This is a genomic window from Ruegeria sp. BJ5, from assembly GCF_056537865.1.
Window position 1 is genome coordinate 81,795 of record NZ_JBQFSH010000004.1, and the last position, 26,858, is coordinate 108,652.

25 protein-coding genes are annotated in these 26,858 nt (G+C 63.1%); 11 read left to right on the forward strand and 14 right to left on the reverse strand.

Annotated elements, in window-relative coordinates; genetic code table 11:
- Positions 1 to 28: 28 nt before the first annotated feature.
- The 3 genes from ACR0NY_RS14060 to ACR0NY_RS14070 all read right to left on the reverse strand — a co-directional run bounded on the left by ACR0NY_RS14060 (position 29) and on the right by ACR0NY_RS14070 (position 2,082).
- Positions 29 to 760: a hypothetical protein gene (locus ACR0NY_RS14060; protein ID WP_170341867.1), complete on the reverse strand. Its 732-nt coding sequence runs from the start codon at positions 758 to 760 to the stop codon at positions 29 to 31.
- A complete protein-coding gene (locus tag ACR0NY_RS14065) occupies positions 757 to 1,299 on the reverse strand; it encodes an RNA polymerase sigma factor (protein WP_254920162.1) in 543 nt (180 codons plus the stop codon). Before ACR0NY_RS14065 ends, ACR0NY_RS14060 begins: the two co-directional genes overlap by 4 nt.
- Before the next feature lie 93 nt (positions 1,300 to 1,392).
- Complete coding sequence (locus ACR0NY_RS14070; RefSeq protein ID WP_170341865.1) at positions 1,393 to 2,082, reverse strand: GntR family transcriptional regulator; 690 nt, start codon at positions 2,080 to 2,082, stop codon at positions 1,393 to 1,395.
- Positions 2,083 to 2,214: 132 nt separating this feature from the next.
- On the opposite strand from ACR0NY_RS14070, the gene ACR0NY_RS14075 reads away from it, so the two are divergent.
- Entirely contained in the window at positions 2,215 to 3,231 is a 1,017-nt protein-coding gene (locus tag ACR0NY_RS14075) for an Ldh family oxidoreductase (RefSeq protein WP_170369395.1), read from the forward strand.
- On the opposite strand, the gene ACR0NY_RS14080 is transcribed toward ACR0NY_RS14075, so the two are convergent.
- From ACR0NY_RS14080 to ACR0NY_RS14105, 6 genes are all read right to left on the reverse strand, one after another.
- Positions 3,228 to 4,253, reverse strand: a complete 1,026-nt coding sequence (locus ACR0NY_RS14080) for a trans-3-hydroxy-L-proline dehydratase (protein ID WP_170369397.1) — start codon at positions 4,251 to 4,253, stop codon at positions 3,228 to 3,230. The two genes, ACR0NY_RS14075 and ACR0NY_RS14080, sit on opposite strands and share 4 nt — an antisense overlap.
- 7 nt (positions 4,254 to 4,260) lie before the next feature.
- Entirely contained in the window at positions 4,261 to 5,499 is a 1,239-nt protein-coding gene (locus ACR0NY_RS14085) for an NAD(P)/FAD-dependent oxidoreductase (RefSeq protein WP_170369400.1), read from the reverse strand.
- Positions 5,496 to 6,431, reverse strand: a complete 936-nt coding sequence (locus ACR0NY_RS14090) for a 4-hydroxyproline epimerase (RefSeq protein ID WP_170369402.1) — start codon at positions 6,429 to 6,431, stop codon at positions 5,496 to 5,498. Before ACR0NY_RS14090 ends, ACR0NY_RS14085 begins: the two co-directional genes overlap by 4 nt.
- Positions 6,422 to 7,381 carry a dihydrodipicolinate synthase family protein gene (locus tag ACR0NY_RS14095; RefSeq protein WP_170369404.1) on the reverse strand — a complete coding sequence of 320 codons (960 nt, stop codon included), beginning with the start codon at positions 7,379 to 7,381 and terminating at the stop codon, positions 6,422 to 6,424. Before ACR0NY_RS14095 ends, ACR0NY_RS14090 begins: the two co-directional genes overlap by 10 nt.
- Before the next feature lie 170 nt (positions 7,382 to 7,551).
- On the reverse strand, positions 7,552 to 8,610 hold the full coding sequence (locus ACR0NY_RS14100; RefSeq protein WP_170369406.1) for an ABC transporter ATP-binding protein: 1,059 nt from the start codon (positions 8,608 to 8,610) through the stop codon (positions 7,552 to 7,554).
- A complete protein-coding gene (locus tag ACR0NY_RS14105) occupies positions 8,607 to 9,401 on the reverse strand; it encodes an IclR family transcriptional regulator (protein WP_170369408.1) in 795 nt (264 codons plus the stop codon). Before ACR0NY_RS14105 ends, ACR0NY_RS14100 begins: the two co-directional genes overlap by 4 nt.
- A 142-nt stretch (positions 9,402 to 9,543) precedes the next feature.
- Between ACR0NY_RS14105 and ACR0NY_RS14110 the strand changes: the two genes are divergently transcribed.
- The 10 genes from ACR0NY_RS14110 to ACR0NY_RS14155 all read left to right on the forward strand — a co-directional run bounded on the left by ACR0NY_RS14110 (position 9,544) and on the right by ACR0NY_RS14155 (position 20,833).
- A complete protein-coding gene (locus ACR0NY_RS14110; RefSeq protein ID WP_093963148.1) occupies positions 9,544 to 10,803 on the forward strand; it encodes an ABC transporter substrate-binding protein in 1,260 nt (419 codons plus the stop codon).
- A gap of 91 nt (positions 10,804 to 10,894) precedes the next feature.
- On the forward strand, positions 10,895 to 11,818 hold the full coding sequence (locus ACR0NY_RS14115; RefSeq protein ID WP_170369410.1) for a carbohydrate ABC transporter permease: 924 nt from the start codon (positions 10,895 to 10,897) through the stop codon (positions 11,816 to 11,818).
- Between the two features lies 1 nt (position 11,819).
- Positions 11,820 to 12,668: a carbohydrate ABC transporter permease gene (locus tag ACR0NY_RS14120; RefSeq protein WP_093963150.1), complete on the forward strand. Its 849-nt coding sequence runs from the start codon at positions 11,820 to 11,822 to the stop codon at positions 12,666 to 12,668.
- Between the two features lie 22 nt (positions 12,669 to 12,690).
- The gene (melA, locus tag ACR0NY_RS14125) at positions 12,691 to 14,031 is read left to right on the forward strand and encodes an alpha-glucosidase/alpha-galactosidase (protein ID WP_170369412.1); all 1,341 of its coding nucleotides are present in this window, start codon (positions 12,691 to 12,693) and stop codon (positions 14,029 to 14,031) included.
- 55 nt (positions 14,032 to 14,086) lie between these two features.
- Positions 14,087 to 15,793 carry an IlvD/Edd family dehydratase gene (locus tag ACR0NY_RS14130; protein ID WP_170369414.1) on the forward strand — a complete coding sequence of 569 codons (1,707 nt, stop codon included), beginning with the start codon at positions 14,087 to 14,089 and terminating at the stop codon, positions 15,791 to 15,793.
- A complete protein-coding gene (locus tag ACR0NY_RS14135; protein WP_170369416.1) occupies positions 15,793 to 16,560 on the forward strand; it encodes an SDR family NAD(P)-dependent oxidoreductase in 768 nt (255 codons plus the stop codon). The genes ACR0NY_RS14130 and ACR0NY_RS14135 overlap by 1 nt, the downstream gene beginning before the upstream one ends.
- A gap of 4 nt (positions 16,561 to 16,564) precedes the next feature.
- Positions 16,565 to 17,458 (forward strand): 2-dehydro-3-deoxygalactonokinase, encoded by an 894-nt coding sequence (locus tag ACR0NY_RS14140; RefSeq protein ID WP_170369418.1) that lies wholly within the window; start codon positions 16,565 to 16,567, stop codon positions 17,456 to 17,458.
- Positions 17,455 to 18,060 carry a 2-dehydro-3-deoxy-6-phosphogalactonate aldolase gene (locus tag ACR0NY_RS14145; RefSeq protein WP_170369420.1) on the forward strand — a complete coding sequence of 202 codons (606 nt, stop codon included), beginning with the start codon at positions 17,455 to 17,457 and terminating at the stop codon, positions 18,058 to 18,060. The genes ACR0NY_RS14140 and ACR0NY_RS14145 overlap by 4 nt, the downstream gene beginning before the upstream one ends.
- Positions 18,057 to 18,917, forward strand: coding sequence for an SMP-30/gluconolactonase/LRE family protein (locus ACR0NY_RS14150; protein ID WP_170369422.1), 861 nt, complete (start codon positions 18,057 to 18,059; stop codon positions 18,915 to 18,917). The genes ACR0NY_RS14145 and ACR0NY_RS14150 overlap by 4 nt, the downstream gene beginning before the upstream one ends.
- Positions 18,914 to 20,833 (forward strand): beta-galactosidase, encoded by a 1,920-nt coding sequence (locus tag ACR0NY_RS14155; protein ID WP_170369424.1) that lies wholly within the window; start codon positions 18,914 to 18,916, stop codon positions 20,831 to 20,833. The genes ACR0NY_RS14150 and ACR0NY_RS14155 overlap by 4 nt, the downstream gene beginning before the upstream one ends.
- Positions 20,834 to 20,875: 42 nt before the next feature.
- On the opposite strand, the gene ACR0NY_RS14160 is transcribed toward ACR0NY_RS14155, so the two are convergent.
- From ACR0NY_RS14160 to ACR0NY_RS14180, 5 genes are all read right to left on the reverse strand, one after another.
- Positions 20,876 to 22,132 carry an ABC transporter permease gene (locus tag ACR0NY_RS14160; RefSeq protein WP_170341833.1) on the reverse strand — a complete coding sequence of 419 codons (1,257 nt, stop codon included), beginning with the start codon at positions 22,130 to 22,132 and terminating at the stop codon, positions 20,876 to 20,878.
- Positions 22,129 to 23,049 (reverse strand): ABC transporter permease, encoded by a 921-nt coding sequence (locus tag ACR0NY_RS14165; RefSeq protein WP_170341829.1) that lies wholly within the window; start codon positions 23,047 to 23,049, stop codon positions 22,129 to 22,131. Before ACR0NY_RS14165 ends, ACR0NY_RS14160 begins: the two co-directional genes overlap by 4 nt.
- 12 nt (positions 23,050 to 23,061) lie before the next feature.
- Positions 23,062 to 24,174 (reverse strand): ABC transporter ATP-binding protein, encoded by a 1,113-nt coding sequence (locus tag ACR0NY_RS14170; RefSeq protein WP_093963159.1) that lies wholly within the window; start codon positions 24,172 to 24,174, stop codon positions 23,062 to 23,064.
- 124 nt (positions 24,175 to 24,298) lie between these two features.
- A complete protein-coding gene (locus tag ACR0NY_RS14175; protein WP_170341827.1) occupies positions 24,299 to 25,423 on the reverse strand; it encodes an extracellular solute-binding protein in 1,125 nt (374 codons plus the stop codon).
- Between the two features lie 351 nt (positions 25,424 to 25,774).
- On the reverse strand, positions 25,775 to 26,857 hold the full coding sequence (locus ACR0NY_RS14180; RefSeq protein ID WP_170341825.1) for an ABC transporter ATP-binding protein: 1,083 nt from the start codon (positions 26,855 to 26,857) through the stop codon (positions 25,775 to 25,777).
- Between the last annotated feature and the right edge of the window lies 1 nt (position 26,858).

Sequence of the window (26,858 nt, forward strand, 5' to 3'; positions counted from 1 at the left end):
GTTCACAAGAGGTTTCGCACAAGGCGGCTCAGCCGGCGAATGTCTGAGCCAGATAATCCAGCTGCACGGTCAAATCGTTGTCCGGCCGGTTCCCCAACAGCATGTATCCGTATCCGTCCCTCGCCCACCGGGCCGTTGCAAGCCCGCTCAGGACTTCCTGTTTCAACGCTGCATTCGGCGCGCCATCGCCCTGACGGATCACACACAGCGCAAAGGGATTGCCATCAGCGTCGGCAAAAACGATCTGAACCAATGGTTTGCCCTTGAAGGACAAAACCTGCGCGGCCTTCAGTTCCAGCCCCGGCAAACCTTCAAGCGAATCCCGGTTCAACGGGCGGCCCAGTTTCTCTTCGGCCAATGAGATCTGGGCGTCGACGACCGCCGGCGGGTATTCGAGCGTTGCAATCGAATCCGGCGTGTAAAGCGATTGATACAAGGCCGCCTGTTCTGCCCATCCCATCGGTTGTGGGCGGGTCAGCCAAAATGTCAGAGATACGGCCAACACGGCCGCGGCAGCCGCGACGCCCAACAGGCGCCAGGGCCCCGCCGAAGCCGGAATCCTAGGCGGCAGTTCAACTTGTGGCGCGGCGGCGGGAATGTCACGGAACACCTCGCCAACCACCGGCGCAATCGGATCCAGATCCATCAGGCGCTGTTCCAGTTCCGGATCATCCTCAACAGCGGCCTCGATGGCATCGCTCTCCTCAGACCCCAATGAGCCTTGCAGATAGGCCTTTAGCGTATCGTCGGAAAAGGTCATGAGTCCCTCCGTCGGTCGGACGCACCGGCATCCTGCGGCATCGCAGCTTGCAGTTTCTTACGGGCATTGGAAAGCCGGCTCATGATCGTACCAATCGGAACCTCCAGCAACGCGGCGGCCTCGCGATAGCTGTAGCCCTCGACAAAGACCAGCATGACCGTTTCGCGTTGTGCCTCGGGCAGTTGCATCACCTGTGTAAACACTTCCCGCGCAAAAATATTCATTTCGGCGTCGGTACCCGGCGCGATCAATTCGGCGTCCGGCGTTGTGGCCAACCCCTGGGACTTGCGCACGGTCCGCGCCCGCAGCTCGTTCAACCAGATCGACCGGCAGATCGTCATCAACCACGAATCCAACCGATCAGTATGCGTAACCTGATGGCTTCGCTCCAACGCGCGCAAGCAAGTTGCCTGGGTCAGGTCGTCGGCAACATCCTGCGCCCCCGACAGAGCGAGCGCAAACCGCCAGACGCGTCTGGAATACGCCCCAATCGCCTGACGCACGGCCTGTTCCGAACTGTTGAGGTCATCACTGGGCACTTGGTCGATCCATGTTAAGGCACGCATCCCACGACGCCAGAACTGGCACAGACAGAGAAGAATTGAAAACGCTTTCTTTACGGTCGCTTGGCCTCAGCGTCCGACCGCCTCCTCGGACGCTCGCTTGGCAGCCACCAGCGCCAGCAGTTGGTCCTTGGTTCGTCCGATATGCGCGGACAGAAGCGCGCAGGCCTGCTCGACCTGCCCATCCCGGGCGAGGCGCAGCAATTCGCGATGCTCTTTGCGGGCCGGTTCGCGTTGTTGCATCACACTGAGATGCATTCGGATGTACCGGTCCGACTGCAGGCTCACGCGGTGCAGCAGCTCGTTGGTCAGGCTTCGGTTCGCGGCCGCGTAGAGGGCCGAGTGGTACTGATAGTTCAGCGCGCCCCACCGGCTGACGTCATTCGCGTCGTACGAGGCCTCCATCTGCTCCAACAAGTGTTCGCAGCGCGCGAAGTCAGATTGGGTCATCTGCGGAATTGCCCGGCGAAAGAGGTCGGTCTCCAACAGCGACCGCAGGTCGAAGATCTCGCCGATTTCGGACAGGGAATGGCGCGTGACCCGTGCCCCGCGATTGTTCGTCAGCTGCACCAGACCTTCGGCATCAAGCTGTTTCAGCGCCTCGCGCACCGGCATGCGCGACACGTCATAGTCTTCGGCCAATGCCTCCTGACGGATGGTTTCGCCTTCCGCCAGGTCACCGCTGAGAATGCGTTCACGCAAGTCGGACGCGATTGCATCGGGAAGGCTTTGACGGGTGATTGCACGTTTTGCTGCCAAGGGTCTGTCCGCATTTGCATTTTGGATACAAATATCCGCCCCGTGCCGCTTTTCCAACCGCCTATTGGGTTGAACAGGGCTAGGGTTCCCCGCTACCCATTTGGCAACTGAGATCAAACCGAGGGACAGACCATGAGCGAAACGGTACGGCTGACGCCCGAAGAAATGACCGACCTGAGCCTGAAGGTTCTGTCCCATGTGGGTTATGGCTCTGACCACGCTCAGGCGATCGCGGAACTTTTGACCACTTGCCAAATGGACGATTGCCAGTCGCACGGGCTGTTTCGCCTGTTCATGTGCGCCCAGACCATGCAGGCCGGCAAGATCGACGGCCATGCGCAGCCCCAGGTCGCCCCCTCGGAGAATGCCATCGTCCGTGTCGACGCGCAGGGCGGCATGTCGTTGCTGGCGTTCCAGAAAGGCCTGCCGCATCTAATCGAGAAGACCCGCACCCACGGGATCGCGGCCATGGCGATCAACCGCTGTTTTCATTTCTCCGCCCTGTGGCCCGAGGTCGAAGCCCTGTCGGTCGAGGGGCTTGCGGCCATGGCGATGGTACCCAGCCATTCCTGGGTGGCCCCTGCGGGGGGCACGCGCGGCAGCTTGGGCACCAACCCGCTGGCCTTCAGCTGGCCCCGCATGGGCCGGGACCCGTTCACCTTCGATTTCGCCACCAGCGCCTTCGCCCGCGGCGAGATCGAGCTGTACAAGCGCGCGGGCAAACCCCTGCCCGAAGGCGTGGCGATCGACAAGGACGGCAACCCCACGACCGACCCGCAAGCGGCGCTGGACGGCGCGATGCTGACCTTCGGCGGCTACAAGGGCTCGGCCCTGTCGATCATGATCGAGCTTCTGGCCGGCCCGCTGATCGACGACCTGACCAGCCTCGAGAGCATGGAGTTCGCCCAAGGAACAGGCGGCGCACCATACCACGGCGACATCATCATCGCCTTCGACCCCGACCAGTTCAGCGGCGGGCGACGACAGGCCAACGACGCGCGGGCCGAGCGCCTGTTCGCCGATATCCTTGATCAGGGCGCGCGCCTGCCGTCACAGCGCCGCTTTGCCGCCCGCGCGCGCAACACCGCCCGGGGATATGCCGAGGTTTCCGCGCAACTGCATCACGACCTGCTGGCCCTTCTGGACTAGCGCCCCCAGGTGTCGCGCAGGCGGTAGCCTTGCGGCCAGGGGTCGTCGGGGTCCAGCATGTGCTGGTGGATGCCGGTGATCCATCCGCGGCCCGAGATCTCGGGCAGGATGGCGGGGCGGTCGCCAACATGGGTTGTGCCGAGTATACGGCCGGTAAACCGCGAACCGATGATCGAGACGGCCTCAAAGCTCTGGCCCGGCCGCATCTGCCCCCGCGCGGCCATCAGCGCCATGCGGGCCGAAACGGCGGTGCCGGTGGGAGAGCGGTCGACCTTGCCGGGCTGGATCGCCACCGCGGATTGGCCGGTCAGGCCGGTTTCGGTTTCGGCCAACGGTCCGCAGAAGGCACAGAACGAGATGTGATCCCAATCCGGGTTCTCGGGATGGACAAAGCCCAGCTGCGCGTTGGTGGCATCGGTGATCGCCACCCCCAGGCGGGCGATGTCGGCGGCCTCGTCCTCGGTGATGCGCAGCCCCAGCGCCGCCGCGTCGACCACCACGAAACTGTCCCCGCCATAGGCGGTGTCCACCGTCAGGGTCCCCAGCCCCTCGACCTCGAGCGGCGCGGCGAGGCGGTCGGCAAAGCTGGGCAGGTTCTGGACGAAGATCCGTTCGGCCTTACCGTTGCGGCATTCGGCCCGCACCTGCACCAGCCCGCCCGGCGCCTCGAGCGTCAGGTGGGTCTCCGGCTCGGTCATCGGCAGGATGCCCCCGTCCAGCAGCACCGTCGCCACGCAGATCGAGTTCGAGCCGGACATGGGCGGGGTGTCCTCGGGCTCCATGATGATGAAGGCGGCGTCGGCATCGGGGTGTTTGGGCGGCACCAGCAGGTTGACATGGCGGAACACGCCGCCGCGCGGCTCGTTCAACACGAAGTTGCGCAGGGTCTGGTCGCGGGCGATGAAGCTGCGTTGCGCCCAGATCGTGTCGCCGGGCGGCGGGGCGACGCCGCCGACGATCACGTCGCCCACCTCGCCCTCGGCATGGGCCGAGATCACGTGGATGGTCTTGCTGCTGCGCATCTCCCGCTCAGAACCGGGTGGCGGCGAAGGGATCGACCGGGATGGCAGGATCGGTGCCGTCGACCAGCGCGCCCACCAGCTCGGCGGTACCGGCCGACTGGGTCAGGCCCAGATGGCCGTGCCCGAAAGCATAGACCAGGTTCGGCGATTTCGAAGACCGCCCGATCACCGGAATGCTGTCGGGCAGCGAGGGGCGGAATCCCATCCATTGCGTCCCGCCTTCGGTCTTCAACCCCGGCAGGAACTGGCGCGCCTTGTTCAACAGGGTATCGGCGCGTTTGAAATTGGGCGGCAGGTCAAGCCCGCCCAGTTCAACCGCGCCGCCGATGCGCACACCGCCGTTGATCTTGGTGGCCACGAAAGCATGCCGCGAGAACGCCAGATGCAGCCGCAGGTCGAACGCGCCCGGCGGCAGGGTCGTGTTGTAGCCGCGCTCGGTCTCCAGCGGAACACTGTCGCCCACTGTGCGGGTCAGGTGGTGCGACCACGCCCCGGCGGCCACGACCACCTTGCTGGCATCCGCCGCACCCTGATCGAAGCGCACCCAGACGCCCGTGTCCGACAGCTCCAGCGCGCGCACGGGGCGCGTGTCGATCATCCCGCCACGGTCGCGGAACACCTGCGCCAGATGCTCGACCCAGCGTTTGGGATCGACGGTATTCCACCAGTGCGGCGTGAACCCGGCATGGGTAAAACGCTGGCTGAGCCCGGGCTGAATCTCGGCGATCGCTTCGGGGCTTTCCAGCAGATCGAAGGCGATGCCATGCTGGCGACGCAACTCCCACGTGGGCAAGGCGGCGCGGAACTCGACCGCGCTTTCGTACAACTGCAACTGCCCGTCGCGCTGCATCATCGCCTCGCCACCCGTATCGGCGATCTGCCGTTCGGTCGCGGCCTGGCACAGGCGCATCAGGCTGGCCTGCGCGGCGACCAGCGCCTGATACCGGCTGGGGCGGCTGGCCCGCCAGAACCGCCACATCCACGGCGCGATCTGCAGTGCATAGGCGGGCGGGATCGACAGCGGCCCCAACGGGTCGAGCAGCCATTTCGGGGCCTTCTTCATGATCCCTGGGGTGGCCAGAGGTTCGACCTCGGGGAAGGCGAACGCCCCGGCATTCCCCGCCGAACTGCCCGCGGCCACGCCTTCGCGGTCCAGTACCTGAACCGTGTAACCCCGACGCTGCAATTCCAGCGCCGCGCTGATACCAACGACGCCGGCACCTATGACGATGACATCTTTCTTCATGTGATCTCTATACCCGAACGGAATGGATCGGCGGGATCAAAAATCAGGCGGCTTTCGGCCATCACGAAAGCCTGACCGGTGATCGAGGGGATCACCCCGCCGTTCGGAGCAGGCTGATAGGACAGCCGATAGGGGCTGCCGATGACGCTGGCTTGTACGATTTCGTCACCGGGCGCCAAGCGCCCGTCGGCCGCCAGACAGGCCAACCGCGCCGAACTGCCTGTGCCGCAGGGCGAGCGGTCATAGGCGTCATCGGGGCACAGAACGAAGTTTCGGCTGTGCACGACAGGGTCCGGTGCGGCCTCCTGAAAAATCACATGATCGATCGGCTCGCCCGCTTCGCCGCCCACGCCCTGCGCGACCGAGGCCTGTCGAATGGCGACGCCCAGATCGGTCAGTTTCCGGATGTTCGCGGGCTCGACCGGCACCGGGCTGGGATCGACGATAAAGAACCAGTTGCCGCCATAGGCCACATCACCTGAAACCGGCCCGAAATCCGGAACGTCGATCGTCACGGCCTGATGCACCCGCCGGCTTTCGATGTTGGTCACCGTCACTGTGTTGGGATCGTGCAGCTTCACCGTGACCACTCCCGCTGGTGTTTCGATCCGGTGCGAACCAACACCGATCCGCCCCAGATAGGCCAGCGTCACGGTCAACCCGATCGTGCCATGCCCGCACATGCCAAGCACCGCATCCACGTCGAAATAGATCACCCCGGTCACGCAGGACGGATCGACCGGAGGCACCAGCAGCGCCCCCACCATCGCTGGCTGACCGCGCGGCTCCAGCATGACCGAGCGCCAGAACGGGCGGTGCTGGGTCGCCAAAAGCCCTGCGCGCTCGGACAGAGGACCGCGGCCCAGATCGGGCGCGCCGTCCAGAATCACGCGCGTGGGCTCTCCGCCGGTATGGCTGTCGATCACATGCACGCGGCAATCACCCCGCCTTGCTTTGACCAGTCTGCAAACCAGGCGCGGAACAAGCCGTACTGCTGTTCGCAATAGTGGCGCTGCGCATCCGTCAGCGCGTCGGTTTCATTGAAGTGCAAGCGGTACTCTTCCTCGCCGTTCAGCACCAGAAGGTGCTTGTAATACAGAACCAGATCGGGGCCTTCATCGAAACTGGACAGCACGTGAATGGCCTCTGTCAACTCCTGCGCGCGCTGGCGAGCCTCGGCGCTGCCAGAAGCCGCTTTTTTCGACAAAGCGGTAAGCAGCAGAACCTCTTTGGGCAGTACGTTGCCGATGCCGGTGATTGCGCCGGTTGCGTCGCAATTGACGATGCCATGATAAACCGCCGTATCGACCCCCACCATCAGCGTCACCTGATCATCGCGGCCGGTAATGTTCTCAGCCGCGTATCGCAGATCGTCCTTGCCACCGAATTCCTTGAAGCCCACCAGATTGGAGTGCTCGGCCCGCAGCGCAAAGAAAAGGTCGGCGCGGGTGGCAAACCCGTAATGCGGACTGTTGTAGATGACCGCCGGAATATCCGGTGCCGCCGCCAGGATGGCCTTGAAATGGTTGCGCTGCGCCATGACCGAACTGCCGCGCGACAGGACCCGCGGGATAACCATCAACCCCGCAGCACCCACCTTTTGCGCATGCGCCGCATGCGCCACGGCGGATTGCGTGTTGACCGCCCCGGTGCCCACCACCACGGGCAGGCCCGCGCCGACCAACTGCTCGACCCCTTCCATCCGCTGTTCGTCGGTCAGCAGTGGCCAGTCGCCCATCGACCCGCAGTAGACGACCGCGGACATGCCCGCCTCGATCATCTGCTGGCCCTTTCGCACCAAGGCGTCAAAGTCGGGCTGACGGTCGGGCGTACAAGGAGTCATGAGCGCCGGCATGGTGCCGGTAAAGACGTCGGGTGACATGTGGCCGATCCTTTCCAAGTTGCCCGCGTCCATCGCCGGGCGTTCAAATCCATTGTCTCAATCTCGCAGTATCGGATTTTGTATCCAAAATCCATCCGATTCGTCTGACAAAAGAAAAACGCGCCAGGCAGATGGCCCGGCGCGTTGACACTTTCCAACTGAACAGCGGTTCAGCGCAACCGCATCCCGCTTTCCGGGTCGAACAGCATGGCCCGTTCAGGCCGGACCGAGATTCCGATCCGCTCTCCCGTTTTGCTGCGCTGGTCGTCCCGCTCTTCGACGATCAGCTTGTCGCCGTTGGGCGTCAGCAAATAACTGTAGGAGACGCCGCCAAGCGCCTCGGTCAGATCGACAGTACAGGTGTCGCCGGACCGATCCACGGCAATATGTTCCGGACGGATCCCCAGGATCACCTTCCTGGCATCGGTCGGCACGCCATTGGTGACGGGGATCGAGTCCGTCAGAGCGGGGTGGCGCACCGTTCCATCGACGACATCGCATTCCAAAAAGTTCATTGCGGGCGAGCCGATGAACCCCGCCACGAACCGGTTGTCGGGGTCGCGATACAGATCCATCGGAGCGCCGACCTGCTCGATCCGGCCATCGCGCAGCACGACGATCTTGTCGGCCATGGTCATCGCCTCGACCTGGTCGTGGGTGACGTAGATCATCGTCGCGCCGATCTCCTGGTGCAGACGGGCGATCTCAACCCGCATTTCCACGCGCAACTCGGCATCAAGGTTCGACAGCGGCTCGTCAAACAGAAAGACCTCGGGGCCGCGCACGATGGCCCGGCCGATGGCGACCCGCTGACGCTGACCCCCCGACAAAGCCTTGGGCTTGCGCTTGAGATACGGGTCCAGTTTCAGGATTTCCGACGCTTCGACCACCTTCTTGTCGATCTCGGCCTTGGGCACACCGTTCATGCGCAGACCAAAGCCCATGTTCTCGGCCACGGACATGTGCGGATACAAGGCATAGGTCTGGAACACCATCGCGACACCGCGCTTGGCCGGGTCCATGTGGGTCACATCGCGCTGACCGATACGGATTTCGCCCTCGGTGGTTTCCTCCAGCCCGGCGATCATCCGCAACAGGGTGGATTTGCCACAGCCCGACGGCCCGACGAAAACGCAGAACTCGCCGTCCTCGATTTCCAGATCAATGCCGTGAATGACCTGGGTCTGGCCATAACGCTTGATTGCGCCCTTCAGGGTAACGCCTGTCATGATGCTTGCATCCTGTCCTTGCGGCCCTCGGGGAACCGCCATGCTTCGGCTTCGGCCCCGATCTGGTCGGCCGATCGCCGAACCCGAGGGACCCATTTCTTCAACTGGTCGAAATCCATGCGCTGGGTCGATCCGGTAATCGAGATCGCCCCCAGCACCCGCCCGCCCGATGTCAGGATCGGGCAGGCCACGCAGATGATGCCGGGCTCGTGCTCTTCATCATCCATGGCGAACCCCCGTTCGCGGATCCGGGCCAAATCCGCCCGCAGCACCTCCTCCGAGGTCAGCGTCTTGTCGGTAAAGCGGTGAAAGCTTTGCTGCGAGATCGCCTTGTCCAGCCGGTCATCATCCAGAAAGGCGAGCATCGCCTTTCCCACACCGGTGCAATAAGCCGGGCCAACTTTTCCGGCCTCGGAATACATCTCGACCGGGTTCTTGGCATTGCGCTTGTCGACGTACAGAACTTGGCTCGAATCCAGCTGCGCGAGGTGCACCGTCTCGCCGGTTTCCAGGCTGAGCGCATCCAAGATCGGCCGCGCGATCGGCGCGAGCGAGCTTTGCGTCCAGGCCGAATGCGCCAGCCGCACCAGCCGCAGCCCCGGCGAATAGGTCTGCCGGTCAGGGTCGTAAGACAACATGCCCTGATTGGTCAGCGACTGTAGAAACCGGTACAGCGACGCCTTGGGAAAGCTGCTGCTTTCCAGCAATTCGGCAAACCGCACAGGCCGGCCGAACGCCGCGACCTGTTCCAGCACGTCACATGCTTTGCCGATGGTTCCGTCACCTGCCACGGGTCTGATTTCTCCTCCACTTCCCCTTGCGGACGGGCCGCGAGGGTATTGACAAGCCTAGCCGATTCGATGTGTAGTTTTCAATATATAAAACTTGGTTTCACTATTTGGAACCACTGAATGGAAGCTAAGGGAGGAAACCATGCATTCCATGTTCAAGCGCACTGCGGCGGCTCTGGCGGCCAGTGTGGCACTTGCAGCGCCCGTTTCGGCAGAACTGACCGGCGAGCTGCGAATCTTCCTCGACACATCGAATCCGGCGCCGCGCGCGACGATGGAAGCGATGATCGAGCGGTTCGCGGCTCAGCACCCGGGTTTGGAAATCGAGACCACGGTCATCGACCGCGAGGCGTACAAGACCCAGATCCGCAACTTCCTGACGGCGGATACGCCCGACGTTGCGACCTGGTACGCGGCCAACCGCATGAAGCCTTATGTCGAGGCCGGACTGTTCGAAGATGTATCGGACCTGTGGGCCGAGCCGGAAATCGCCGAAAACCTGGCCTCGACCAAGGGTGCGATGACCATCGACGGCAAGCAGTGGGGCGTGCCCTACACCTACTATCAGTGGGGCGTCTACTACCGCAAAGACATCTTTGACGAGCTGGGCCTGTCCGAGCCGACCACCTGGGAAGAAGAGCTGGCCAACTGCCAGAAGATCGTCGACTCGGGTCGCGCCTGCTATACCATCGGCACCAAGTTCCTGTGGACGGCTGGCGGCTGGTTCGACTACCTGAACATGCGCACAAACGGCTTCGACTTCCACCAGCAACTGGCCAATGGCGAAGTCAGCTGGGAAGACGACCGGGTCAAGCAGACCTTCGCCAACTGGAAGCAGCTGATCGACATGGGCGCGTTCATCGACAACCACCAGACCTACAGCTGGCAAGAGGCCCTGCCCTTCATGGTTCAGGGTGATGCAGCGGCATATCTGATGGGCAACTTCGCGGTGGCTCCGCTGCGCGAGGCCGGTCTGACCGACGACCAGCTGGACTTCTACCAGTTCGTCGCGATCAACCCTGATGTCGAGCTGGCCGAAGATGCGCCGACCGACACGTTCCACATCCCGGCGAACGCGTCGAACAAAGAAGCCGCGCGCGAGTTCCTGCGTTTTGTCGTTTCGGCTGACGAGCAGACCGAAATCAACAACGGCAAGAACCTCGGACAACTGCCCGTCAACGCCAAATCCTCGGTGGATGACGACAAGTTCCTGCAGGAAGGCTTCAAGATGCTGTCGACCAACAGCCCCGGCGGCGTCGCCCAGTTCTGGGATCGCGACGCACCGGCGGAAATGGCCAAAGTGTCGATGGAAGGCTTCCAGGAGTTCATGGTCAAGCCGGACAACCTGGACAGCATCCTGGCCAAGCTGGAACGCGCACGTCAGCGCATCTATGACAACTGATCGGGTTGTGGCCGGGGCAACCCCGGCCACGCCGTAGCCAAACGCAGGACGGGCACGATCCCGTCCTGCCCATTCCAAACCGGGATTGACCATGACCGCTGTCGACGTCACCGAACACGAAAGCTGGTTCCACAGAAATCAGCAACGTATCGCACCCTGGCTGTTTCTGGCTCCGGGCGTGCTGTTCTTCATGGTCTACGTGATCATCCCCGTATTCCAGTCCTTCAACCTGTCGCTCTACGAATGGGACGGGCTGGGCGCGGCCGAATATGTCGGAATGCGCAACTATGTAGACCTGTATTGGGAATGGGTCGATCGTGACGCCTTCTATGTCTCGCTGAAGAACAACCTGATCTGGCTGATCATGTACCTGCTGGCAATCCCGGCTGGTCTGTTCATCGCGCTGTTCCTCAACCAGACGGTCTGGGGAATCCGGTTGTACAAATCCCTGTTCTTCTTTCCCTTTGTCATCAGCCAGGTCGTAGTCGGGCTGGTCTTCACCTGGTTCTACGACCCCACTTTCGGACTGCTGAACGAGCTTTTGGGCTTGGTCGGGTTGGGTCCGCTGAACGTTCTGGGTGATGAACGCTTCGTAACCTACGGCATCATTTTCGCGGGCCTCTGGCCGCAGACCGCCTATTGCATGATCCTGTATCTGACCGGCCTGAACGCCGTGGACCCCGAACAGATCGAGGCCGGCCGGCTGGACGGCGCCAAGGGCGGGCGGATGCTGTGGCATATCATCCTGCCGCAACTGCGCCCGGCGACCTTCATCGCCTTCGTGGTGACCATTATCGGCGCGCTGCGCTCGTTCGACCTGATCTCGATCATGACGCAGGGCGGGCCGTTCGGGTCAAGCCGCGTGCTGGCCTATTACATGTTCGAAGTCGCCTTGTCGGAGTACGGGTTCCGCATGGGCTATGGCGCGGCCATCGCCGTGATCCTGTTCCTGATCATGCTGTGCTTCATCGCCTACTTCCTGTGGTCGATGTACCGCGAAGAAAAGGGGCACTGAGATGTTTCCCAAACCGATCGAAAAACAACCCCGCGCGGCGCAGATTTCCTATCAGGCGATGCTGCCGGTCGCCCTCCTGCTTTGGCTCGGCCCGCTGCTGGCGGTGGCCCTGTTTTCCATCAAGCCCGAGGCGGATTTCACCAACGCCAACTACTGGGGTCTGCCCTCCAGCTTTGAAGGCGCCAGGAACTATGGTCAGGTGTTCTTCAACTCGGACATGCCGCGCTATCTGCTGAACTCGTTCCTGATCACGGTTCCCACGGTGATCGGCGCGGTGGCGCTCAGCTGCATGACCGGATTTGCGCTGGGGATCTACAAGTTCAAGTCGAACCTGTGGATCTTCTTCATGTTCGTGGCCGGCAACTTCGTACCCTTCCAGATCCTGATGGTGCCGGTGCGGGACCTGACGCTGGACTTGGGGCTGTACAACACGAAAACCGGCCTGGTGCTGTTCCACATCGCGTTCCAGACGGGGTTCTGCACGCTGTTCATGCGCAACTTCATCCGCGCCCTGCCCTTTGAGTTGATCGAGGCCGCCCGGGTCGAGGGCATCAGCGAATGGCGCATCTTCTGGTACGTCGTCCTGCCGCTGATGAAGCCCGCGATCGCCGCGCTCAGCGTGCTGATCTTCACCTTCATCTGGAACGACTATTTCTGGGCCGTCGTGCTGACCCAGGGGGCCGAGAGCCAACCCGTCACCGCCGGGATCACCAGCTTCAACGCGCAGTTCCGCGCAGCGTATCACTTGATGAGTGCCGGCTCGATCGTCGCGGCCCTGCCGCCGGTGGCCATGTTCTTTCTGATGCAGAAACACTTCATCGCGGGTCTGACCCTCGGTGCCGTAAAATAACGCCTAGTCAAGGTTTACAGTCATGACCAAGATCACCTTCATCGGTGCAGGTTCCACGATTTTCATGCAAAACATCGTGGGCGATGCCCTGCTGACCCCGTCGCTGGCCGACAGCCATTTTGCCCTGATGGACATCGACCCCGAGCGTCTGGCCGAAAGCGAAACCGTCGCGCGCGCGATGATCCGCTCGGTCGGGACCGGCGCGACCGTGTCCACCCATACCGACCGCCGCGCGGCGCTGGACGGGGCCGATTTCGTCATCACCGCCTTCCAGATCGGCGGCTACAAACCCTGCACCGTCACCGATTTCGAGATCCCCAAGCAATACGGCCTGCGCCAGACCATCGCCGACACGCTGGGCGTGGGCGGCATCATGCGCGGCCTGCGCACCGTGCCCGTCCTGTGGGATGTGGCACGCGACATGGCGCAGCTGTGCCCGAATGCCACGCTGCTGCAATACGTCAACCCGATGGCCATCAACACCTGGGCGCTGGCCGAACGGTTCCCGGCACTGAAACATGTGGGCCTTTGCCACTCGGTCCAGAACACCGTCGAGGAGCTGGCCCATGACCTGGACCTGCCTAAGGATGAAATCCGCTATCGCGTCGCGGGCGTGAACCACGTGGCGTTTTTCCTGCGGCTGGAACATCAGGGCCGCGACCTGTATCCGGCGCTGCGCCGGGGCTATCACGCGGGCCAGCTGCCCAAGGCGCCGCTGCTGATGCCACGCTGCCCCAACAAGGTGCGATACGAGGTGATGGATCACCTTGGCTATTTCTGCACCGAAAGCTCGGAACACCTGGCCGAATATGTCCCGTGGTTCATCAAGGACGGGCGTCAGGACCTGATCGACCAGTTCCAGATCCCGCTGGACGAATATCCCACCCGCTGCGAAGAGCAGGTCGCGAATTGGAAGGAACAGGCCAAGACCCTGACCGACGGGCGCGACATCAAAGTGATCCGCAGCCACGAATTCGCCGCCGACCTGATGAACGCAATCGTCACCGACACGCCCTATGTCGCCTATGGTAACCTGCCCAATACCGGGCAGATCCCGCAGCTGCCTCTGGGCGCGGCGGTCGAAACGCCCTGTCTGGTCGACAGCAACGGTGTGCAGCCCTCGGTGGTGACCGACATCCCGCCGCAGCTGGTCGCCCTGATGCGCAGCCAGATCAACGTGCAGGAACTGACCGTGCGCGCCTTGGTCGAAGAAAACCCCGAACACATCTACCACGCCGCCATGATGGACCCGCACACTGCCGCCGAACTGGACCTGCGCCAGATCCGCAGCCTGGTCAGTGACCTGCTGACCGCCCATGCCGACTGGCTGCCAGATTGGTGCCGCCCGGCCCGCGCGGCCTGATCATCCAGCAAACACACAAGAAAACCACGACCCAATACGAAAAAGAAACACAGACATGAAGAAACGCCGCTCACAGCACTGGTACGGCAAGCTCGATAAGGACGGATTCATCCATCGGTCGTGGATGAAGAACCAGGGCTTTCCCGATCATGTGTTCGACGGACGCCCGATCATCGGCATCTGCAACACATGGTCGGAACTGACGCCGTGCAACTCGGGCCTGCGCGACCTCGCCGAAGGCGTCAAGCGCGGCGTGTGGGAGGCCGGCGGCTTTCCCGTCGAATTCCCGGTGATGTCGCTGGGCGAAACCCAGATGAAGCCCACCGCCATGCTGTTCCGCAACCTGCTGGCCATGGATGTCGAGGAATCGATCCGCGCCTATGGCATCGACGGTGTGGTGCTGCTGGGTGGCTGCGACAAGACCACGCCGGGCCAGCTGATGGGCGCGGCCTCGGTCGATCTGCCCACCATCGTGGTCAGCTCGGGGCCGATGCTGAACGGCAAGTATCGCGGTCAGGATATCGGCTCGGGCACCGATGTCTGGAAGTTCTCGGAAGCCGTGCGCGCCGGCGAGATGACCTTGCAGGATTTCATGAACGCAGAATCCGGCATGAGCCGGTCCAAGGGCGTGTGCATGACTATGGGCACGGCCTCGACCATGGCATCGCTGGTCGAGGCGATGGGCATGAGCCTGCCCACCAACGCCGCCCTGCCTGCCGTCGATGCCCGCCGGATGGCGCTGGCGCACATGACCGGCAAGCGCATCGTTGAGATGGTGGACGAGGACCTCAAACCCTCGGACATCCTGACCAAAGCGGCGTTTGAGAACGCCATCCTGGCCAATGCCGCAGTGGGTGGGTCAACCAACGCCGTGGTGCACCTGCTGGCGCTGGCCGGCCGGGTGGGCGTGGACCTGACCCTGCAGGATTTCGAGATCGGCTCGGACATTCCGCTGCTGGTCAACTGCATGCCCTCGGGCAAGTACCTGATGGAGGATTTCTGCTATGCCGGCGGGATGCCGGTGGTCCTGTCCGAGCTGAAATCGCATCTGCGCCCGGCCAGAACCGTTCTGAACAAGGACATCTCGGCCCACTATGAGGGCGCGGAATGCTTTGACCGCGACGTGATCCATTCCTTCGACGACCCGGTGAAACCGGCCGCCGGGCTGCGCGTTCTGCGCGGCAACCTGGCGCCGAACGGGGCGATCGTGAAACCCTCGGCCGCCACCGACAGCCAGCTGGAAACGGAAGGTGAGGCCTATGTCTTCGACAGCATCGAGGACCTGAAAGCCAATATCGACCGCGACGACCTTCCGGTGACGCCCGAGACCATCCTGGTGCTCAAGGGCTGCGGGCCAAAGGGCTATCCGGGCATGCCCGAGGTCGGCAACATGCCGATCCCCGCCAAGCTGGTGAAACAGGGCGTGCGTGACATGATCCGCATTTCTGACGCACGCATGTCGGGCACCGCCTTCGGCACAGTGATCCTGCATGTCAGCCCCGAGGCGCAGGCGGGCGGCCCATTGGCGCTGGTGAAAACCGGCGACCGCATCCGCGTGTCCGCCAGCAAGGGCGAGCTGGAACTGCTGGTCGACGAACAGGAGCTGGCTGCCCGCCGCGCGGCCTGGCGGCCCGACGACCCGCATTACACCCGCGGCTATGCCAAGCTGTATATCGACCATGTCCTTCAGGCCGACCGCGGCGCTGACCTTGATTTCCTGGTGGGCAAGGACACCCGCCTTGTGACCAGAGAGAGCCATTGATGACCCACCCAGCCACCTTCCATGACCTGAACGGCGCATCCGTCTTCATCACCGGCGGCGGGTCGGGCGTGGGCGCGGCCCTGACCGACGGGTTCCTGGCCCAGGGCGCCAATGTCGCCTTTATCGGCCGGTCGGACGCCAGCGCGTTCGTCGAAGAGATGCGCGCCAAACACGGCCGCGCGCCTTTGTTCCTGCAGGGCGACATGACCGACACTGCGCTGCTGCACGAAACCATGACCAAGGCCGCCGAGGCCCACGGTCCGCTGAACGTACTGGTCAACAATGCCGCCAATGACAAGCGCCACAGCCTCGAGGAAACCACGACCGAGTTCTGGGACTGGATGATCGAGGTCAACCTCAAGGCCTATTACTTTGCCTGCCAGCAGGCCGCGCGCCAGATGGCCGAAACCGGCGGGTCGATCATCAACTTCAGTTCGATCAGCTACATGATGGGCAATGCAGGCTATCCGATCTATACGACGGCCAACGCCGGAATCACCGGCATGACCCGTTCGCTCGCGCGCGAGCTGGGGCCGAAGAACATCCGCGTCAACGCGCTGGCGCCCGGCTGGGTGCTGACGCAGAAACAACTGGACATGTGGGCCACGCCCGAAGATCTGGCCGCGCATATGGAACGCCAATGCCTGAAGGAGCATCTGAGCCCGGACGACATGATCGCGCCGACGCTGTTTCTGGCATCGACGGCCAGCCGCGCCATGACCGGGCAATGCATGGTCGTCGATGGCGGCGTGGTCACAACGGGGTGAGGACATGAACACCGAGTGGATCGCAGTAGACTGGGGCACCTCGCATCTGCGCGCCTGGGCGATGCAGGGCGACACGGTGCTGGACCACGCCCAATGCGACCGGGGCATGGCAACGCTGGGCCGGGATCAGTTCCAGGACGCGCTGCTGACGCTGGTCCAGGGCTGGCTGGACGCGGCGCCGGTCGACGTGATCGCCTGCGGCATGGTCGGTGCCCGGCAAGGCTGGGTCGAGGCGCCCTATGTGGCGGTGCCGGCCAAGCCGATCTCGACCGTTCCGGTGCGCGTGCCCGGCACCGATCCGCGCATCCGCGCCTTCGTGGTGCCCGGCCTGAAACAGGACGATCCCGCCGACGTGATGCGCGGCGAGGAAACCCAGATCGCCGGCTACCTGTCCACGCGCCCGCATTGGGATGGCGTGATCTGCCTGCCCGGCACCCACACCAAATGGGTGCAGGTCAGCGCCGGCGAGGTCGTCAGCTTCCGCACCATCATGACGGGTGAACTGTTCGATCTGCTGGGCCAGCACTCGGTGCTGAAACACTCGGTTGGCGAAGGTTGGGACGACGACGCCTTTGCCACGGCCGTCGCGGACACGCTGTCAAAGCCCGAGCAACTGGCCGGGCGGCTGTTCGGGCTGCGCGCGGCCGACCTGCTGCACGGGCAGGATCCGGCCACCGCCCGCGCCCGCCTGTCGGGCGCTCTGATCGGTGCCGAACTGGCCGCCACCCGCCCCTATTGGCTGGGTCAGCAACTGGCCATCATCGGCGCCGAAGCCCTGTCGCACATCTATGCCACGGCGCTGCAGCAACAGGGCGCGTTCGTCGAAACCGCCGACGCGACCCAGGCCACGCTGGCCGGTCTGCTGCAGGCCCGCACCCTCACGAGGCAAACCGCATGAGCCGCCCCATCATCGCCATTCTGCGCGGGCTTGACCCGGTGCAGGCCGAGGCCGTCGGCCAGGCCATTCTGGACTCCGGCATCGACCGGATCGAGGTGCCGCTGAACTCGCCCGACCCGCTGGACAGCATCGGCCGTCTGGCCCGCGCGATCGGCGACCGCGCGCTGGTCGGGGCCGGAACCGTCCTGACCATGGATGAGGTCGAACAGGTGGCTGCCGTGGGTGGCAAGCTGATCGTGTCGCCCAATTGCGATGCCGACGTTATCGCGCGTACGGTGGGTCTGGGCCTGCAAAGCTGGCCCGGAGTCTATACCCCGACCGAGGCCTTCACCGCCCTGCGCGCAGGGGCCACCGGGTTGAAACTGTTTCCCGGCGTGATGGCCGGACCGGTGGGGCTGGCTGCCATGCGCCCGATCCTGCCCAAGGGCACGCAGGTCTATGCCGTTGGCGGCGCGGGGCCCGAGAATTTCGGCGACTGGCTCAAGGCCGGGGCCGACGGGTTCGGCATCGGCTCGGCGCTGTTCAAACCCGGAATGTCCGTGGACCAGATCGCCGACAACTCACGCCGGATCGTCGCCGCCTTTGACGAGGCCACGCGATGAGCCAGGTCTTTGACGACCGCCCGTGCGCGTTGGGCGAAGGCCCGCTGTGGCACCCCGAACGGCAACAGCTGTTCTGGTTCGACATCGTCAACAAGCGCCTGATGACCCGCGACGCGGATGGCCCGCAGAGCTGGGATTTTGCCGAGCACGTCTCGGCTGCAGGCTGGATCGACCGCGACACACTGCTGATCGCGTCGGAAACCGGCCTGTGGCGGTTCGGGCTTGAGACCGGTCACAAGGACCGCATCGTCGCGCTCGAGGCCGACAACCCGGTGACCCGCTCGAATGACGGGCGGGCTGATCCGTGGGGCGGGTTCTGGATCGGCACAATGGGCAAGCGCGCGGAACGGGGCGCGGGGGCGATCTATCGCTTGTGGCGGGGTGAGCTGCGGCAGCTGGTGCCGGATGTGACCATCTCGAACGCGATCAGTTTCGCGCCCGACCGGTCCTGCGCCTATTTCTGCGACACGGCCACCGGGCAGGTGCGGCGCTGGGGTCTGGACCCGGAAACCGGCTGGCCCGAGGGCGACAGCGCGGTGTTTCTGGACCTGCGCGCCGAGGGTTTCAACCCCGATGGCGCGGTCGTCGATGCCATGGGCAATCTGTGGCTCGCGCAATGGGGCGCGGCGCGGGTTGCGGCCTATGACGCCGGCGGAGCCTTCCTGCGCGCGGTGCCTTTCGCGGCGGCCCATACCTCGTGCCCCGCATTCGGCGGGCCGGAACTTACGACGCTGTTCTGCACCTCGGCCCGCGAAGGGCTGGATGCGGACACCATTGCGTCGCACCCCACCAACGGAATGACCTTTGCCGCCGAAAACGCGGGCCAAGGTCAGGCGGAATACAGAGTCATCCTATGAACCCCGAACTTGGCGTTTGCTATTACCCTGAACACTGGCCGCAAGAAATGTGGGCCGAAGATGCCGCGCGCATGGTCGAGGCCGGTCTGCGCTGGGTCCGGATCGGCGAATTCGGATGGAGCCGGATGGAGCCGGAACCGGGCCGGCTGACATTCGACTGGCTGGATCAGGCCATCGAGACCCTTGGTGCGGCCGGGCTGAAAGTGGTGCTGGGAACCCCCACCGCCACGCCGCCGCGCTGGATGCTGGACCGGCACCCGGACATGCTGGCGGTGGACGAAAACGGGCAGCCGCGCAAGTTCGGCTCGCGCCGGCACTATTGCTTCAGCCATCCCGGATATATCGATGAGTGCGTCCGCATCGCCCGGATCATGGGCGAACGCTATGGCCGCAACCCGCATGTGGCCGCCTGGCAGATCGACAATGAATATGGTTGCCACGACACCACCGTCAGCTATTGCGAGCCCGCGCGGCAGGCCTTCCGCCGCTGGTTGGCCGAACGCTATGGCTCGGTCGAGGCGCTGAACGCGGCCTGGGGCAACGTGTTCTGGTCGATGGAATACGGCGATTTCGATCAGATCGACCTGCCCAACCTGACTGTGACCGAACCCAACCCAGCGCATGTGCTGGCCTTCCGCCGGTTCAGCTCGGATCAGGTGGTGGCCTTCAACCGGGCACAGGTTCAGGTGCTGCGGCCCCTGACCGACGCGCCGCTGCTGCACAACTACATGGGCCGGATTCTGGATTTCGACCATTTCGAGGTGGGCGCCGATCTGGATATCGCCACCTGGGACAGCTACCCGATCGGGTTCCTGTCCGACCGGCTAGAGGCCGACGCGGCGCACAAGGCAGCCTTTCTGCAACAGGGCGACCCGGACATGCAGGCCTTTCACCACGATCTGTACCGCGCCGTCGGACGCGGCCGCTGGTGGGTGATGGAACAACAGCCCGGACCGGTGAACTGGGCGCCCTACAACCCGGCCCCCTTGCCAGGCATGGTGCGGCTTTGGTCGCTTGAGGCCGTGGCCCACGGGGCCGAGGTGGTCAGCTATTTCCGCTGGCGGCAGGCGCCCTTTGCGCAGGAACAGATGCACGCGGGCTTGCTGACGCCGAACAACCACCCCGCGCCCGGTCTGGCCGAGGCGCAGCAGACGGCCGCGGATCTGGCCATGCTGGGACCGGTCGAACCGGTGCAGGCGCGGGTGGCCATCCTGTTCGACTATCCGTCGGACTGGGCCTGGGCGACCCAGCCTCAAGGCGCGGGGTTCAACTATTTCCGGCTGGTGTTTTCCGCTTATCGCGCCCTGCGCCGCGCCGGGCTGTCGATCGATGTCTTACCGGCCTCGGGCCTGTCAAGCGCGGACTATGATCTGATCCTCGCCCCCGGGCTGGCCACGCTGGACGACGCGCTGGCCGACCGCTTGCAGACGGCCGCCAAATTGACGGTTCTGGGCCCGCGCAGCGGGGCAATCACGGCTGATTTTCAGATCCCGGCCCAAGGCCGCCCCGGCCTGCAAGCGCTAGACTGCGATGTGGCGCTGGTGGAATCCCTGCCGCCCGAAATCACCCGCCCGGTTCAGAGCGGCGGAGCGGCGCAGCACTGGGTCGAGCGGCTGACCGGTGACGCGCCCGACCTGCAGACCTTCGAAGACGGGACCCCTGCGCTGAAGGGCAGTGACCAGCTTTGGTATCTGGCCGGGTTCCCGGACGAGGACCTGTGGGACCGGATCATTGAAATGGCCGCGCAGAAGGTCGGGCTGACCCTGCACCCGATGCCGCCTGGCCTGCGGCGGCGCGAGACCGCGACCCATGACTTCCTGATCAACTACAACGCCACACCGGTGGATTGGAACGGCCACAGCATCGCTGCCTGCGGAGTCGCCATCCTGAAACGCAATCCGCCCGGCCAGGAATGAACCTGAACCGGGCGGATGTGGTGCTCTGGTAGGCGCTTCTTCCTACTCGTCGGTCTTCAGACTGTTTGGATCGAAGACGTTGCCGAACCCACTGTTGCCCGAAGGCTGATCGTCAGGCTCGGCTGAGCTTTCGTCGTCCTGACCACCCAATGTGTTCGGAGCGAACACATTGCCAAAACCGCTGTTGTTAGACGGTTTGGGCGTGGATTGCTGAGCGTCGCCTTGCTCGGCCTCGCGCTGCTTGCGCTGCTCCTCGCGTTGCTTGCGCAATTCCTGAATGCGCTGCTCGGCTTCCAGACGCTTTTCTTCCTTGACGTCCGCGATACACTGGGCCGGGTTGTAGGCCATGGCCGTCCCGACGACAGTGATCGTTGCCACGGCGAACATGACCAGCAGCACGGCCGCCATGTTCCCCGAGAAAAAGCTGGGCAACTTGATCTTGCCCGCCAGCTCCTCGACCGTGGCTTCCTTGCGCGCGGCGGCGACCAGTTCCTGACGCTTCAACTTGGCTTCGTTCAACAGGGCGAAGAAAACGGTCAGCGCCACGATGATAAAGGCCAGCGCCGAAATCGCAGGTGTAATGCCGTAGCGCACCTTCTGAGCCAATTCGATTGTCAGTGTCGGATATTCGCCGAACGTGAAGGTGGTGGTGTTGTAGTTCTCGAACGAGGCAAGAAACGCCAGCACCGCCGCCGAAGCAATCGCCGGGCGCATGAACGGGAGCAGGATCTTGCGAAACGCCTGTGCATGCGTTGCGCCAAGGTCCAGTGCCGCCTCGGTCAGCGCCAGGTCATATCGCTGCAACCGAGCCACCAGAACCAACATGCAATAGCTGGCGATGAAGGTGGATTGGCCAATCACGGTCAAGAAAATACCGTTCGACAAGAAGCTGTCGGCACCCAGCCCCAGCATCCGGTTGATCCGGTCCCAGAAGACCAGCGTCGAGATACCCAGAACAACGCCCGGGATCAGGATCGGTGCGATGATGATCGTGTAGTAGGTGGCGCGCAGCTTGGGCCAGATCTGGGTCAGCATCAACGCTCCAGCCAAGCCCATCGCCACCGACAGAACCACGGTTCCCGTGCCGATGATCAACGAGTTCTTGATGCCGTTCAGGATGCGTTGGTCCTGAAACAACTCGCCGAACCACTGGAAGGTCAGGCATTCCCACGGGCTCATGCGCGGGAATCCAGATGAGTTGAAGGCGGTGATCGACATGATCACCAGCGGACCCAGCAGGTAGGCGAAGAAGATCGCCAGATAGACCCAGATGCTGATACGGAGGAAGGACATGTTCATTTCCCGATATCCCCCATGTTCACCTTGAACAGGCGCATCATTGCCAGCACGAACAGGATACAGGTGACCAGCAGAACGATGGCGTAGGCTGCGCCTTGTGGCCAGTCGTTGTTGTCATTGAACTGCTGATAGATCAGTTGCGTGAACCACAGACTGGATGGCCCGCCCAGGATTTGCGGTGCGGCCAGCGCACCGGCCGACAGCATGAACACCATCGTACAGCCGGAACTGATGCCGGGCTTGGCATAGGGGATGACCACCCTCCAGTGGATCCGCCACCACGGAGCGCCCAAGTCGCGCGCCGCTTCGATCTGGTTTCCATCCAGGCTTTCGATGACATTGTACATCGGGAAGATCATCAGCAGGATGTACGCGTAGCCGAGGCCCGCATAGAGCGCGATGTCGTTGCGGATGAAATCAAACGGCGTGTCCCAGATCCCCAATCCGACGAACAGCGTGTTCAAAACACCCGTCTCTCCGAAGATGATGCGCAGCGCAAAGGCGCGCAGGATCTCGTTGATCCAATAGGGGATGATCAGCATGATCGCGAAGATACGGATGTGATTGCCCTTGGACTGGCCCAGGTAATAGGCAATCGGATAGCAAATGATCAGGTTGAAGATCGTCACGCAGACCGCGGCGATCAACGTCCGGAAGAACACGCGCAGATCAACGGCGTTGTAGGACTGGCTACCGCCTTCCGGGCCGTAGATCAGGTATTTGTAGTTCTCCAGCGTGTACACGTCCTTGGGGCCGCCGATTTCCGGCGGCGGCAGGTTGGGACGGAAGGAAAAGTCCAGCATCGACAGCTGCGGCAGGATGATCAGGCCGATCGTCCAGAACAGGACAAGTCCCAGAATCGCGAGCCCCATGCCGAAACCGTTGCGGTTGAAGAAGTCCCTGAGGAAGCCAGGCATCGTCGGGCCTCCTTATTCCGCAGCCAGCTCACCCGCCGGAACGACGACCGCGTTGCGGGTTTCGTATTCCAACGTGATGTTCTGCCCGGTGTGATCTTTGAACGACTGCCCGTGGTTCGGGATCGAGACCTTAATCTCCTTGCCGCCCTCTCCTTCGGTGAAGATGTTGAAGACGTTGCCTTCGAATTCCTCGTGGGTCACCCGTGCCGTGACGAAATGATCGCCGCTCGTCCCCTCGGGTGCAATCGAGAACGCCTCGGGTCGGATGAACATCATGGCGTCGTCACCTTCGGCCAACTTGCCCTGATTGGCGGTCGATATCCGCGCCACCAGATCGCCGGACCGGTTGGTCGAGATCAGGGCCTCTTCGCCCATCACTCTTTTGACCTTGCCGCGGAAGACGTTGTTTTCGCCCACGAACGAGGCGGCAAAAGCGGTTGTCGGGTCGTTGTAGATGGTCTTGCCATCGGCGATCTGGTCGATCACGCCAGCGCGCATCACGGCGATGTTGTCCGACATGGTCAGGGCCTCGCCCTGGTCATGGGTGATGTAGATGAATGTGATGCCCACACGCTTTTGGATTTCGCGCAGCTCGGTGCGCATGTGCTGGCGCAGCTTGAGATCCAGCGCCGACAGCGGTTCGTCCAGCAGCAGCACGTCTGGCTCGGCGCATAGAGCGCGCGCGATGGCCACTCGTTGGCGCTGACCGCCCGACAATTCGCTGGGCAGCTTGTCGCCCTGATCCGGCAGGGCGATCATGTCCAGCAGCTCGTCCGCGCGTTTGCGCCGTTCGGCGGCGCTGGCCCCTTTGATCTCCATCGAAAAAGTTATGTTCTCCCACACCTTCATGAGCGGAAACAGCGCGAGGTTCTGAAAGATCAGAGCAGTAGGACGCTTGTTCGGCCCGATGCCCTTCATGTTCTTGCCGCCGATCAGGACATTGCCTTCGCTGGGCTCGAGGAACCCCGAGACCGCTCGAAGGATCGTGGTCTTGCCGCAGCCCGAAGGCCCAAGGAACGAAAAGAAATCGCCCCCGTTGATGTTCACGTTCGCATCTCGCACAGCGACAAAATCGCCGAAGCGGATCCACAGGTTTTCCAGATCAACTCCGATCCCTGCACTCATTTTTGGTATCTCCCTGTGATGCAGCCTCAGGCCGCACCGCATCGTTGTCCGTCACGCGGGGCAAACGCGTGCGGGGTCCAAAGGCCCCCCGCGCGACAACGCGAGGGGCGCGATCTCAAGGCGATCAGGCGCTCTTGAACTTGTTGACGAACTCGGTCCGGGTCTCGGCATACCACGGTGCTTCGGCAGGCCACGGGTTCAGGTTGGCCAGCGAGTCGCCCGGATAGGCCTCGGCAAAGTTCTTCTTGTAGGTGTCGCCCGAATACTGGTCGGCACCCAGAACCGGCGAGTTGTAGCCGTGGCTGTCGATTGCGACACCGGCCGGCTTGGCCTGATAGGCGAAGTCAATGAAGGCGTAGACCTGGTCGATATTGGTTGCGCCGGTCGGCATCGAAATACCGTCGACCCAAGCCATCGCACCCTCGACCGGAGCCTGGTAGTGCACCGGTTCGCCAGCGGATTTCAGTGCCAGCGGCGGACCATCCCAAGTCTGTCCGACGACAACCCCTTCGTTCAGCAGGCCGTTCTTCTGGGTGTCGGCATCGTTCCAGATCAGTTTGATCCGGTCCTTGCGGGCGATGCACCAGTCGGTGATCTGACCCCAGACCTTGCGCATGGTGTCTTCGTCGCCATATGCGGCCCAGACCGAGCCGGGCTCCATCTCGCCGATGCGCTCCATGTACAGACCCGCGCCCAACATCATCGAATGCGCGCGACCCATGGTCTTGCCGGCGTTTTCTTCCGACCAGACGTCACCATAGGACGGAGCGTCGCCCTCGGGCAGCCACAGGTCGGTGCGATAGGCAATGCCTTCGGTACCCCAGATATGCGGCAGCCAATGCGCGCCGCTGTCACCAAAGTTCCAGGCATCGGTGCCGATCTTGGCCATCGCCGGGTTGACCTTGTCGATCGGGACCCTGTTCATGTCGAACGGCTGCAGAAGCTCCAGCGGCTCCCACTGCAGCGAGCGGTTGTTGGTCGGCGAAACGATATCAAAGCCCTGGCCCTTGGTGGCCTTCATCTTGTTGATGATCTCTTCGTTCGAGCCAATTCCGGTGTAGTTCACCTTGATCCCGGTCAGGGTTTCGAACTCTTCGATGAAGCTGGGCGGCAGGTAATCCGACCACATCAGGATGTTGACTTCGCCCGAAGATGCAAGGGCGCTTTTGCTGTACAGAGGTGCCGCCAGCGCAGCTGCGCCGGCCCCTTTCAACACCGTACGACGGCTGAAGTTTGACGATTTGGTCATTCGTGTTTCTCCCGTGTTTGGACTGAGTTTTGTTTTTTATCCGTGCGTCACGTTAGAGTTTTGCGGTCGCCCCGTCAGTCCAAAAAGTGACAGTTTGCGAAATTCTTAGGTCCAGTTCCCTCGGAAGCCCAAGCCCGGAGCCTGCCCAAACAGCACGCGACTCTGCGGGAATTCGCGCAAGGATCATATATCAAAAGGGCCGACGATACCTAACGGCGCATCGGAACTGGCCTCATGTCGCGAAGGGAGATCACGCGAATTTTTTACGCAGCCGCCTAATCGATGCGCACCATTTCAGCCGCAAAAATCGATTTGCGACGAATTCAGACCAGAATCACGACGCGGTCGGAGCTATTTGCGCATTGACCGGCCGTCATGAAACAGGTGGATCTTCTCCGGCGCGGCAGTCACCGAAACCGTCTGACCACGCAAGCCACGATGGATGCCCGGCAGTTTGCCGATCACCGACTCAGCGCCGGGGGCTTTCGCGAAATAGAGCAGCGTCACCTCGCCCAACGCTTCGGTAAAGTCCACGGTCCCGGTCACGATGGGGTCACCGTCGGCGACCACCAGATCCTCGGGCCGCACACCCACGTTGACCTTCTTGCCGGCGTCGGCGTCCTCGGTCGGTATGGCCGAAACTGCCGTCCCGCCACAGTCCAACGCAACGGTCGTGGTGGCACCGGTGCCGGTGATCGTGCCCGGCAGCAGGTTCATTGCGGGCGAGCCGATGAACTGGGCCACGAATTCATTGTCGGGCGTCTCGTACAGCTCCAGCGGCGTACCAACCTGTGCGATGCCCTTGTTGGCCAGAACCACGATCCGGCTGGCAAGGGTCATTGCCTCGACCTGATCGTGGGTCACATAGATCATCGTGCTGTCGGGCATCGCCTCTTTCAGACGCGCGATCTCGATCCGCGTGGCCACCCGCAGCGCGGCATCCAGGTTCGACAGCGGCTCGTCGAACAGATAGACCTTGGGGTCGCGCACGATCGCCCGGCCGATGGCGACCCGCTGACGCTGCCCGCCCGACAGGGCCTTGGGCAGCCGGTCCAGAAACGGATCCAGCTGCAGGATCTGCGCCGCGCGGTTCACCGCGGCGTCGATCTGATCGGCGGGCATCCTGGCGATCTTCAGGGCAAAGGCCATGTTCTCGCGCACGGTCATGTGTGGGTACAGCGCATAGCTCTGGAACACCATGGCGATGCCGCGTTGTGCCGGGGGCACGTCGTTCATCACCTGCCCCTCGATTTCCAACGTCCCGCCCGATATTTTCTCCAGACCCGCGATCATCCGCAGCAGGGTGGACTTGCCGCAGCCCGAGGGGCCGACGAACACGATCAACTCGCCGCGCTCGATCTCGAGGTTGATGTCCTTGAGGACATCGACATTGCCATAGGTCTTGGCGACATCGGTCAGCTTGAGTTCGGACATG